General features: G+C 44.1%; 12 protein-coding genes and 1 other RNA gene. 5 read left to right on the top strand and 8 right to left on the bottom strand.

Annotated elements, in window-relative coordinates:
• Positions 1-20 precede the first annotated feature (20 nt).
• The 3 genes from BS614_RS04015 to BS614_RS04010 are packed head-to-tail and all read right to left on the bottom strand — an operon-like array spanning position 21 to position 647.
• Entirely contained in the window at positions 21-263 is a 243-nt protein-coding gene (locus BS614_RS04015; RefSeq protein ID WP_074092977.1) for a hypothetical protein, read from the bottom strand.
• A gap of 10 nt (positions 264-273) precedes the next feature.
• Positions 274-411: a hypothetical protein gene (locus tag BS614_RS31360; protein ID WP_157116014.1), complete on the bottom strand. Its 138-nt coding sequence runs from the start codon at positions 409-411 to the stop codon at positions 274-276.
• A complete protein-coding gene (locus BS614_RS04010) occupies positions 411-647 on the bottom strand; it encodes a helix-turn-helix transcriptional regulator (RefSeq protein WP_074092976.1) in 237 nt (78 codons plus the stop codon). Before BS614_RS04010 ends, BS614_RS31360 begins: the two co-directional genes overlap by 1 nt.
• Before the next feature lie 142 nt (positions 648-789).
• On the opposite strand from BS614_RS04010, the gene BS614_RS04005 reads away from it, so the two are divergent.
• The 3 genes from BS614_RS04005 to BS614_RS03995 all read left to right on the top strand — a co-directional run bounded on the left by BS614_RS04005 (position 790) and on the right by BS614_RS03995 (position 3,807).
• Positions 790-1,179 (top strand): helix-turn-helix domain-containing protein, encoded by a 390-nt coding sequence (locus tag BS614_RS04005; RefSeq protein WP_074092975.1) that lies wholly within the window; start codon positions 790-792, stop codon positions 1,177-1,179.
• A gap of 381 nt (positions 1,180-1,560) precedes the next feature.
• Positions 1,561-2,280 carry a hypothetical protein gene (locus BS614_RS04000; RefSeq protein WP_074092974.1) on the top strand — a complete coding sequence of 240 codons (720 nt, stop codon included), beginning with the start codon at positions 1,561-1,563 and terminating at the stop codon, positions 2,278-2,280.
• 81 nt (positions 2,281-2,361) lie between these two features.
• On the top strand, positions 2,362-3,807 hold the full coding sequence (locus BS614_RS03995) for a recombinase family protein (RefSeq protein ID WP_074092973.1): 1,446 nt from the start codon (positions 2,362-2,364) through the stop codon (positions 3,805-3,807).
• Positions 3,808-3,870: 63 nt separating this feature from the next.
• On the opposite strand, the gene ssrA is transcribed toward BS614_RS03995, so the two are convergent.
• The 4 genes from ssrA to secG all read right to left on the bottom strand — a co-directional run bounded on the left by ssrA (position 3,871) and on the right by secG (position 9,149).
• Positions 3,871-4,233, bottom strand: a transfer-messenger RNA (tmRNA) gene (gene ssrA, locus BS614_RS03990).
• A 586-nt stretch (positions 4,234-4,819) separates the two neighbouring features.
• Positions 4,820-5,302 carry an SsrA-binding protein SmpB gene (gene smpB, locus BS614_RS03985; protein WP_036674736.1) on the bottom strand — a complete coding sequence of 161 codons (483 nt, stop codon included), beginning with the start codon at positions 5,300-5,302 and terminating at the stop codon, positions 4,820-4,822.
• Positions 5,303-5,563: 261 nt separating this feature from the next.
• A complete protein-coding gene (rnr, locus tag BS614_RS03980) occupies positions 5,564-8,353 on the bottom strand; it encodes a ribonuclease R (protein ID WP_074092972.1) in 2,790 nt (929 codons plus the stop codon).
• 562 nt (positions 8,354-8,915) lie between these two features.
• Complete coding sequence (gene secG, locus BS614_RS03975) at positions 8,916-9,149, bottom strand: preprotein translocase subunit SecG (protein WP_036616231.1); 234 nt, start codon at positions 9,147-9,149, stop codon at positions 8,916-8,918.
• Between the two features lie 220 nt (positions 9,150-9,369).
• Between secG and BS614_RS03970 the strand changes: the two genes are divergently transcribed.
• Together BS614_RS03970 and BS614_RS03965 are read left to right on the top strand one after the other, a co-directional pair.
• Positions 9,370-10,170 carry a helix-turn-helix domain-containing protein gene (locus BS614_RS03970; RefSeq protein WP_074092971.1) on the top strand — a complete coding sequence of 267 codons (801 nt, stop codon included), beginning with the start codon at positions 9,370-9,372 and terminating at the stop codon, positions 10,168-10,170.
• Between the two features lie 98 nt (positions 10,171-10,268).
• A complete protein-coding gene (locus BS614_RS03965; RefSeq protein ID WP_167544375.1) occupies positions 10,269-10,637 on the top strand; it encodes a DUF8051 family protein in 369 nt (122 codons plus the stop codon).
• A 125-nt stretch (positions 10,638-10,762) separates the two neighbouring features.
• Here BS614_RS03965 and eno read toward each other — a convergent pair whose 3' ends face one another.
• Positions 10,763-12,049, bottom strand: a complete 1,287-nt coding sequence (eno, locus tag BS614_RS03960) for a phosphopyruvate hydratase (protein WP_062837741.1) — start codon at positions 12,047-12,049, stop codon at positions 10,763-10,765.
• Positions 12,050-12,152: the final 103 nt, after the last annotated feature.

Here is a 12,152-nt window from a genome sequence, read left to right as displayed (position 1 = left end):
CTTCCCCGCTCGTGATCCCTTCATTGCCCGCCAGCCGGTACAGCTCGGCGGGTTTCTTGTATCTTGCGAATTACTGCTTCAGCGTCTTTCTTGAGTCGCTTAAGCTCTCGTTCCGATATCAGATGAGGATTCTTACATTGAATTTCGAGTGACAACGTGTAATCAATTGCTTGATCTACCGTCATTTTCTTAAGTTCAGACCGGATGGCGACGGCAGATATGAAACACGCTCGTGATGTGGATTTGATCCAATGGAATCGCATGATGTTCACCTCACTTGACTGATTTCTTGGAGACGAGCTTTTCTTTATTAGCCTTAATTTCGCGACACGCTCTTTCGAGTAATTCGCGGTCGAACACGCCTATATCAATAGTGACCTTGGTTTCACTGGGCTGTTTAGGTGTATCCACTAGCTCGCTCCTTTCTTGAAAGAACACGTTTCGTGCGGTTCAAAGTCAAAAAAAATTTCCTGTACTGTTTTTCCATAGTAATTGGCGATTCGTATTTTAATTTCGTCTTTCGGAATCCGCTGAGCATTTTCATACATCTGCAACGCACTAACGCTGATTCCTATAGCGTGTGATGTTTCTTCTCTGCTGGTATCGCCTCGAAGCTCAATAAGCCGCTTAGCAATCAATTGTTTCATAGTTGTTGGCCCCACCTTTCAAAAACACATATCGTGTTGTTGACCTTATTATATAAAACACATTTCGTGTTGTCAACACGTTTTGTGTTTCTGAATATTTTTTAACACGTATTGTGTTAATATTATGAATGGGTGATAATTAATGGCCACTTTTGGGCAAAAGTTACGTGCAATCCGCACGGGAAACAATTTAACGCAAAAAGACCTTGCTACAATATTCAAGGTCAGTGAAAGCGCGATTGGTATGTATGAAAGAGACGAACGGGAACCGTCATTTAAATTTATTAATGATGTTGCGGACCGTTTTGAGGTAACCACAGATTACTTGCTAGGAAGAACTAGTGATGCAAATCAAGGCACATCCAAGGTTATTTCAAAAGGAGCAAAAGAATTCCTTAGTGCAGTTGAATTAGCTGACGATGAAGCAATCTTAAAACTAAAAGGAATGTTGCGCCACGAAGGTAATGAATTATCTGACGATGCTATAAGAGAAATTATTTCTTATGCTCGCTACAAAGCAAATCAAGAATAATATCTGGTAGTTCAAAGCCGAGTTCTTCAAAAATGTCCTTAACTTCGTATTCTTCTGTTTTCTCTTGGTCCATGATGCCACTTCCGTTCCTGTTTCTAGTAAAAAATTAGAACACTTGTTCCTATTTTATTCTAACATGTGCTCCTATGATTGGTAAATCCTCAACAGTTATTTCTTGAGAATTATATCTATAGATCAGCACAGGAACGGTATGAGTTGGCTCACACTATGGTGAAGATTTACATCTGACGAACGGCTTATCAAATTAAAATCTTACCATCACCTCGTATACCGTCTTACGTAGTGATGTTTACATATAAACACTAATGTACGAGTAAATTCCCCAACCGATGGGACATAGAAAAGAGAAGGTATGGAAAGATGAAAAAAGTAGCTTTATTTACTATGGTTTTTGCACTTGTAGCAGTATTATCAGCATGCGGAGATACAAAGGAGAATTCTTCTTCACAAGCCAGCCAAACAGATACCAAACAAACAGAAATTGAAGCAGAAAACCAAAAACTAAAAGAAGAAGCTGAAGCTTTGAAAAAAGAGTTGGCTGAAAAAGAAGCTTCCGAAGTTGCAACTGCAGCTACTGAGGTGAGCACAGAAACTCAAGAACAAGAACCAAAAAGTGCTGTTACTGCGGAAATGATGAGTTTAGTTGTTCCTAATCTTGTAGAGGGTGGCGCTGTCGACCAAAAAACCTATGACTATCTGGTAAAGCATTCTGACCTCTTCCCAGCTGTAACTGCAGAGACAAAAAAGGCCGCTTCAAAGGAAGTAGATAGTAAGATCACTTCAAAACATCTATTTAAGAACATTACTCCTTACCTTGATAAAATGGTAAAAGTAACAGGTACTGTTATTCAAGTGCAAGAAGAAGAAACTGATTTTGGGACTGTAGCAACGGTACATATCATGGACGAATCGGGAAACTCTTTGATCGGTTATTATAATAATTCAACAGGAGATATTCTTGACGGTGATGACGTGACAATGCGCGGAGTTCCTACAGCAGTGTATTCTTTTGACAATATAAGTGGCGGAACTACGAATGCTATTATGTTGGCTGTTTCTACAGTTCAAAAAGTCCAATAATTAACTAACAACAGATAAGCCCTTCGGGGCTTTTCTTCACCGTAAATAACCGAACATACATTCTCAAAAGGAGCGAATAAGATGAAAGCAGCCCTATACATCCGCGTAAGTACAGACAGACAGAATGAAGAAGGGTTCTCCATGGAAGCTCAGCATGATTTACTTATGGAGCTGCTGGAGAAGAAAGGAATGGAGTTATACCGTGTCTATTCCGATCCAGGAATCAGTGGTAGAACAATTAAAAAGCGGCCAGGTATTCAAAGACTAATTGAAGATATGAAAGCTGGAAAGTTCGATGCTGTATTGATTCATAAGTTAGATCGACTCAGCCGCAACCTAGGAGACTTGTATGACTTTATTGCCATGATCAATAAGCTGAATAAGCGGTTCGTTGTAGCGTCTCTGGGGAGCGAGGAAATCGATACACAATCGCCAATGGGTAAAGCCTTCCTATATTTCAATGGGATATTCGCCGAAATCTACTCAGATAACCTCCGAGAAGAAACCCTGAAGGGCCTCACGAAGAAAATGGAGAATGGTGGACTGCACATGTCCAAGGCTCCGCTTGGATACGACATAGAGGTCATTGATGAAAAACGCCAGTTAGTCGTAAATGAATATGAGTCGGAGTTAATCAAAGAGGTATTCCGGCTGTACCTTGCTGGCAAAGGGGTTGTGTCCATAGCGAAACATATGAATGGGCACAGTCGCGGAAAAGAAGGTGGAGTATGGGACAGCAAGTATGTAAGGATCGTACTGCAGAACCATACTTACACCGGTCATAATCACTTCAAGCCGGTACTGTGGGAAGAATCCAAAAGGATCATCAAACCTGGGGAACATGAAGCAATTATTTCTATGGAGGATTTCCTTAAGGTACGTAAGATGATGGAGCGTCGCGGAGAGAATCACATGAGCAAACATAGTTATGATTATCCTTATGGAGGAATTGTTAAGTGTGGTTTGTGTGGAGCTACTTACATCGGTAATGCATCGAGACAGACACTTGCTGATAAAACAGTTCGAGTATATAGAAGCTATCGTTGCCGAAATCAATATTCTAATAAAACTTGTGACGCTCCTGGAATCTCAGAACCTCACCTGCAGCAACTCATTTTCGAACGATTGCAGATTACCAATAAAAAGCTTCAGGACAAAAAAACGAACGCTCAGGCCAAGAGTGACCAGCGCATGTTACAGAAAGAAATTGAGGTTTCCAATCGACGCCGGAAAAACTGGATGCTCGCCCTAGGTGATGGAAAACTGTCTCCTGATGATTATGCCAACTTGATTGACGACGAAGAAGCACGAATGAAGGCAATCACTGCTCAGTACGAAGAAAAAGAAGATTATTACATTAACGAGCTGTCCACAGAAGAGATTAAAGACATGATGGCCAACTTGAAAGATAACTGGGTACTGATCGAACCTGAGACGCAAAAGCTACTTGTGCAATCCATGTTCCGTCAGATTGTAATAAAAAAAGAATCAGATCGGTGGAACATCATTCAGATGCTCACCGTCTGATTCTTTTTTCTTGGAGATTTTCTCTAAACGCCTTCAACATGATACTTTTCATTAAGTACCATCTTGGAGGCGAGGGGAGTCGAACCCCTGTCCGAAGATAACGGCACATAAGCTTCTACGGGTGTAGTCACAGTTTTGATGTCACCCGAGTATCGCCCCGTAACCGGCTATACGTTGGGTCAGCCTGATTGTCTTCTTCAGCACACCACAGGCGGAGATGTGACAGCGTATCCCACTACTAGTTAGCCCCTATCCCTGTCACATGGGCGATGCAGGGTAGAAGCACGCACACAGTTTCTTAGGCTGCGAAAGCGTAGTTTGTTTGTTGTTTGCCGTTTAATAGGCTTTAGCGTTGATAAAGCGGACGCGTCCCCACTACCCGCTACCCATGCTCGAACTATCCCCGTCGAATCCATAAACGCCCCCTCATATAAGAAGGGCTCCAGGATTAATCCGTGAATACGGAGCAAAGGTGCTGCACATCTTTTTCCTCCAAGGTAAAAAGATGCTTCTTTCAAACTCGGCATTCCTGTCTGCTACATGAATAATCATAACACAGGACACATCACCGAAATAGTACAGATTGCTGGAAGACATTCCAGCAGGATGAGCATGTGTACAAGGTTACCCAATACAACAAGCTCAATCGTCTACATATTATACCGCGTCACCAATCGGAAGTAAAGTTTACCCAGATCGGCTCACGAACAACGGTACCTAAGTATCTTACCCACGTTTCAGGCAAACTACGCAAAGGCTACAAATTTAGATTCATCAACGCGCCAAGCTCCATGTTCCTACCGAATTCCCTTCAACACATATCAAAGGAAATCACCACACAATACACTTCACAGCAACTCACACCAAATCACCTTCCCCAAATACAAAAGCCTCAATCTTGCCCATTACAGGACAAACCTTGAGACTCCTTAACTCATACATCAATCTTCCTAGCTTCATCACAAAACTATCTTATACACCTAAACTAAAGCATTTACGCCCAGCGCTCCACTTAACGCGCAACCTTCTGCTTCTCGCGCAGTACCCGTTGGATATCACGTTGAGCATCGCGCTTCGCGGCAGTTTCACGTTTGTCGTATTGCTTCTTACCTTTACCCAGTCCAAGCAAGAGCTTTGCGTAACCGTTGCGGATATAAATTTTCAGCGGCACAATGCTGTACCCATCCTGTTTCGACAAACCGAGCAACTTGTGAATCTGCACTTTATGCATCAGCAACTTGCGCGTACGTGTTGGATCGAGCGGATTATTTCGGTTCCCTTGTTCAAAAGGACTAATATGCATATTGTGAATATGAATCTCACCGTTTCGAATCGTGGCAAATGCATCACCAATATTCGCACGGCCGTTACGAAGAGATTTGATCTCCGTTCCGGTAAGCACCATGCCCGCTTCATACGTATCTTCAATGAAGTAGTCATGGGAAGCCTTTTTATTCTGTGCGAGCACTTTACTCTGTCCATCATTCTTGCCCATGTCCTCACTCCTTCTCCGTAAAATAAGCCGGTACCATGCTCTATAGCAGCGCACCCAATGTTGCACCAAGGTACCACGTGCCAGACCCTAATTGTAGCAAGTACGGCTGTTAAAATCAAGAAAGAGGCGACCTCTGCCGCCCCTCCTCATTACATCACTTTCAGACTGTGCGAAACAACACACCAGCTGAAGTGACTATTTTCTCCAACGCTTGACCTGGAGGAACGAATTGTAATCCATCTCTCCAAAGTTACGTTAGCTTTATTTTTTCTTTTTCCGTACAAAAGCTGCCGTGCCGTTACCAGCTGCACCTTTGCTCTTCTTCCGCTTGCGTCGTGGTGCTCCGCCTTCCTGAGCGCCACCAGGAGTTGCATTCTCTCCAATAAATACGCCGCTTGGCGAAGTGTTTTTGCGTCCACTTCCGCCTTTGCCACCTTTACTGCCGCCCTTGCCAGACTTAAAGCTTCCTTCACCGCGACCGCTGCCGCTGTTCAGACCACTTCCTTGTCCACCGGTTGAACTACTATCCGAACCACCCGATGTAGAGCTATATCCGCCTTTACCTGAGCCAAAACCAAAGCTCACTGCGCCTTTACCCCGGCCAGTTGATCCACCAGCATCACTAGCACGACGCTCACCTTTTGGTTTGCCGCCGCCTTTACCTGCGTAGCCACCAGATGAACCTGCGCCCGCGCCTGCACTTGCTGCTCCACCGCCACGTCCACCTTTGCTGCTTTCTTCCGTTGATCTGCCACCACGGCTGACTCCAGCAGCGGATGAGCTGCCTTTGCCGCCACGCGAACCGCTGAATCCACCTGGTCCACCCTTGGCACCACCGCGTCCGCCGCCGCTACTAGGACGTCCACCTTTACCGCCACGTCCGCCACCGAAGCCGCCAGGACGTTCACCGCGAGGTTTCATATCGACCATTTCAAAATCAATCGTATACTCTTCCATGCTTACACGTGCCACACGGATCTTCACTTCATCACCGATGCGGAAGACTTTCGAGGTACGTTCACCAATCAGAGCCATATGCTGATCGTCAAAATGGTAATAGTCGTCCGTGAGTGCGCTCAGGCGAATCAGACCTTCAACCGTGTTCTCCAGTTCAATGAACATACCAAAGCTGGTCACACTGCTGATCATGCCTTCGAACTCTTCGCCTACTTTGTCGAGCATGTACTCGGCTTTTTTCATTTTCTCCGTATCCCGCTCAGCTTCTACCGCCACACGTTCACGTTCAGAAGACTGCTGCGCAATATCGGACATACGTGCTGCCAAATACTCCTGACGGTTCTCCGGCAAAGCACCATTATTTTCAATGACTTCGCGAATCACCCGGTGAATGACAAGATCGGGATAACGACGAATTGGAGACGTAAAGTGACTATAGAATTCTGCCGCGAGGCCAAAGTGACCCGACATTTCAGAATCATACTTCGCCTGTTTCATCGAACGGAGCATCATCGTACTAATCACGGTTTGTTCTTTCGTTTCTTTGATATCCTCAAGCAACGATTGAAGCGCACGTGGATGAATCGCATTGCCACGTCCTTTGACCTGGTGTCCAAAATTCGCCGCAAAGGCGAGGAAATTTTGCAGTTTTTCCTGATCGGGATCTTCGTGCACACGATAGATGAACGGAACCTTCAACCAGTGGAAATGCTCTGCCACTGTTTCGTTCGCTGCCAACATGAATTCCTCAATGATTTGCTCGGCAATCGAACGCTCCCGTTTCACGATATCTACCGGTTTGCATTCTGCGTCCACAATGATTTTGGATTCTTCAAAATCAAAGTCAACCGCACCACGGCGCATACGCATAGCACGCAGCTTCAAGGCAATCTCTTTCATCAAATGGAAATCATCTACCAGATCCTTATATCGCTCGAGCAATTCCGGCTCTTCACCTTCAAGGATTTTACGGACGTTGGAATACGTCATCCGCTCTTTGGTTTTGATTACACTTGTGAAAATGTCATGTTTTACAACCTTCATCTGGTCGTTAAACTCCATTTCACATGACAGGGTCAGGCGATCTACCTGTGGGTTTAAACTACAGATCCCGTTGGACAGACGCTGTGGCAACATCGGAATAACCCGATCCACCAGATACACACTGCATCCACGGTTGTAAGCTTCCTGATCAAGCTTGGAATTCTCCTGTACATAATAGCCAACGTCGGCAATATGAACACCCAGACGATAGTTACCATTAGGCAGCTTCTCTACGTTAACAGCATCATCCAGATCCTTGGCATCTTCGCCATCAATCGTGACAATGTTAAGTCCGCGCAGATCACGGCGACCCTGTTGTACAATCTCTTCATCCGTGATGGATTCAGGTGCTTTTTCCGCCTCTTCTACCACTTCATCGGGGAAAGCTTCAGGCAACTGATGCTTGCGAATGACGGACAAAATATCAATACCCGGCTCATCCTTATGACCGAGAATCTCGATCACTTCACCCTCGGCTGCCGCACGGCCCTCCGGATAGCTGACGATCTTTGCTACGACCTTTTGTCCATCAACCGCCCCAGCAAAGTTGGTACGTGGGATGAAAATATCGCGATTAATCCGTTTATCATCCGGAATGACAAATCCGTACACCTCATGGCTTTGGAACACACCAACGACTTGTGTCACAGCACGAGTAACAATACGGACAATCTCACCCTCCAGTCGACCACCTGAAGGTCCTTGAGATGTGACTTTAACCAATACCGTGTCACCATTCATCGCACTCTTCATATCATTGGCGTGAATGTACACATCCGGGTGCTCCCGATCCTCAGGGATAAGGAAAGCAAAACCTTTGGCGTGAGCCTGTAAACGTCCACGTACCAAATCCATGCGCTCTGGCATGCCATAGCGATTGTTACGGGTCAGCAAAACTTTACCGGATTCCTCCAGCGTATTAAGCATAATCAAAAAGGCTTTGAAATCAGCTGCATCTTCAATAGCGAAGTGCTGTTCCAACTCCTGATAAGTCATAGGTTTATAAGCGGTTTCCCGCATGAAGTCGAGCAATTGTTGTTCTGTTATCATTAATATATTCACCTCGGGAAACATAAAAGTGTAAGCAAGTCTCATCTCTTTATGTATCGGAATTCTTACCATTTTCATGCAATACAATATCACTGCTGTGAAGAGTGTAGTAGTGCAACCATACTATCTCATACCCTAGTATACACGAATTCAATCCGGCCCATCCGTACCTCGCAAAAAAACCGCGGTTGCCGGGCGCTCCTCTAAAATCACGCTTTCACGTATCTCTACAGACATTTTATGCGATACACGTGCTGTGCGCATCTGGAAAAGGACTACATCCGAAAATTTTCTGTACACATGACATTCATTATAGGGAGTGAGTTCGCGTAACGAATAAGCGAGGGACATACCATACATGATAGGGGTGTGTTGCATGTTAAGGAAGGAAAACCAAAACAGAAGTGAGAAGAAGACCAAAAATCATGGAGTCTATAGATTAGATTGTTGGAAAAGTTTGGACTCGTAAGAATTTATTAAAAAACCCCCGTTTCTTCACGAAACGAAGGTTCATCAATTAAGCCATTAGCTCAAGCTATTCATTGCTCAGCAATTCCAAGTCTTACTTGGAAACAACCGTAACAACAATAGACAAAATCATAAATCCTGCACCCAGTACCACCGTTGCACGTTGCAGGAAGAGATCCAATCCGCGCGCTTTCGTTTTACCGAAAAGATGTTCCGCACCACCGGAGATGGCACCCGCCAAACCAGCGCTTTTCCCGTGCTGCAGCAATACTACAGTGATTAGACCGATCGAGAAAACAACGAGCAGCAATTTCAAAGCAATATCCATTCTTTCCACCTCCTACCCATGTGGGCATACATCTCACCATAAAAACAGTTACTTTAATTGTAACATAGCTATGGTTGTACTACAAGTAGTGATACAAATGATAAGGAGCTACTAATCTCATCTGTAAGTCATGATAATATGGGCATATGGTTTTAATCACATTATGTTCTCATCCAAGATAAGGACTTACTTTAGAAGCATATGATTTAGGGAGGGCAAAATGATTCAAAGATTTCAAGCCACAGACGCCCTTAAAGGCATCATAGATTATATATGGATTGTAGAACAAGACAACCTCACCCCAATGAACAGACAAGACATCATTATGCCGTTAGGTCATATTAATATTATTTTCAATTATAGATCCCCCTACTACCTCATCGAGAGAAAAAAACGAATTCTCATACCCAATTCATCGGTCATCGGTCAGATTAAAAGAGCGAAGCATGTCAAGTATGGAAAAAACTTGTACCAAATTGGCATTTCATTAACTCCTGTGGGGTACATTCAATCTTTTGAGTACCCCATTTCTCGGCTCACCGAACAAATATGCTCAGTAGTCGACGTATCCTCTGGGCTAGATCAATTACGTACCCAACTCACCAATACCAGAGATAACGAATCGATCATTACAGCGATCAACGATTATTTCATTGAGAGAATCAAGTTGAACCCTTTGGATACGCAGCGTGCTGATCATATGCTTTCTTATGCGGAACAGCAATGCGGAAACCTCAATGTCTCCCACATGGCAGCATATTTTGGATTTTCCATCAGTACGCTGGAGCGTACATTTAAGCGATATACAGGACTTACCCCCAAAGTGTATGGAGATATCGTGAAGTTCCAAAAAGGTATTGTGAATGCAAATTGGCACACTGAAATATATGAACAATACTACGACCAGTCTCACTTCATTAAGACATGCAGAAAATTTGCCGGTAAAACTGTAAGTGAACTTGAGAAGTCGGCTGACGAACTAACCCTTCGTTATCTATGGCAAGCCAAAAACAAATTTTAAGCCCTTATTTGCATGCTTATTTTTTACAATACAGTCAGCCTTATGACCTGATATACTTTAGCCACAACGACGATGGAGAGAGGATGGCGTTCGTAACAATGATGCTTATAGCAAGTATAATCGTACTTTTAAATGTCACTTTACTGGCGATTTTGGTTCCGGGTGGCCCCATTGAAAATCGGGATTTCTCCAAGCTTAAGGGAATTGTATTCTGGGGATTTAATCTGTTTTTGATTTTGCTTGGAGCTGGATCTTATATTGCCAGTTATCTTCTGTTGATTTCTTCCCCTCATGCTTTGTGGATTGCTCAAGTAATTGCCATTCTGTACTTTATCGTGTATGCTGTTGATCTCGCTGGCATATTTCCAAAATCCCCAACAAAAATGAGCAAGCCATTACTGTTACTCGAAATTATCAATATCTCTATGGCTATTTATCTATTTCTCTTTGTCACAGCTATCAGTTAAGGTGCAATATACATCCCTCGAACAAGTCCAATTACAGCAACCAGTCAGGTTGCTGTTTTTCTATTTATCTATAACACAAAAAGACAGACCGATTTCGCGGTCTGTCTAAAATTTGTAAAAACAACTTATTTTTTAAGGTTGTAGAATCCTTTAAGACCATTGTATTGAGCCAGTTCACCCAGTTGATCCTCAATGCGGAGCAATTGGTTGTACTTCGCGATACGGTCTGTACGGGAAGGAGCACCCGTTTTGATTTGACCAGCGTTAGTTGCAACAGCGATGTCAGCGATTGTGCTGTCTTCGGACTCACCGGAACGGTGAGAGATTACAGCTGTGTATCCTGCGCGTTTAGCCATTTCAATAGCATCAAATGTTTCAGTCAATGTACCGATTTGGTTAACTTTGATCAGGATGGAGTTACCGATACCTTCGTCGATACCTCTGCCCAGACGCTCAGTGTTTGTTACGAACAGGTCATCACCAACGAGTTGTACTTTGTCTCCCAATTTCTCAGTGAGCAATTTCCAACCATCCCAGTCATCTTCGGACATACCGTCTTCGATTGTGATGATTGGGTATTTCTCAACCCATGAAGCCAGAAGGTCAACATACTCAGCGGAAGTGTAAGATTTACCTTCGCCAGCAAGTGTGTACTTACCATCTTTGTAGAACTCAGTGGAAGCTACGTCCATACCCAAGAATACGTCAACGCCTGGTTTGTAACCAGCTTTTTCAATAGCTTCGATGATTGTAGTGATTGCTTCTTCGTTCGAACCAAGGTTCGGTGCGAAACCACCTTCGTCACCTACAGCTGTGTTCAAGCCTTTTGAGCTCAATACGGATTTCAAGTTGTGGAAGATCTCTGCACCTACGCGAAGAGCTTCTTTGAAGCTTGGTGCTCCAACTGGAAGAACCATGAACTCTTGAACGTCGATGTTGTTGTCAGCATGCTCACCACCGTTGATGATGTTCATCATTGGTACTGGCAATGCTTTAGCGTTGAATCCGCCCAGGTAAACGTACAATGGCAGGTCCAGAGCGTCAGCAGCTGCGCGAGCTACTGCCATGGATACAGCCAGGATTGCGTTAGCACCCAGTTTACCTTTGTTTGGCGTACCATCCAAAGTGATCATCAATTTGTCGATACCCAGTTGATCCAATGCATCCATACCGATAACTTCTGGAGCGATTGTTTCGTTTACGTTTTTAACAGCTTGCAGAACGCCTTTACCGAGGTAACGGGATTTGTCACCATCGCGAAGCTCAACTGCTTCGTGGGCACCAGTGGATGCACCAGATGGAACGATTGCGCGTCCGATTGCGCCGGACTCCAGGTATACTTCAACTTCTACTGTAGGGTTACCGCGGGAGTCGAGGACTTCGCGAGCGTACACGTCAGAAATAATAGTCATTTGTGATAATCTCCTTTAAATTTAAATTTATTATAAATTAGGACCACTTGTGTTTTCCCTTTTCCACTACGTCAGCAGAATTGTCCTCTGATCGCTGTTATCC

Source organism: Paenibacillus xylanexedens, assembly GCF_001908275.1.
Classification (GTDB): Bacteria; Bacillota; Bacilli; order Paenibacillales; family Paenibacillaceae; genus Paenibacillus; species Paenibacillus xylanexedens_A.
Note: the sequence above shows the minus strand (reverse complement) of the source record. Positions and strands in the feature narration are given on the sequence as shown.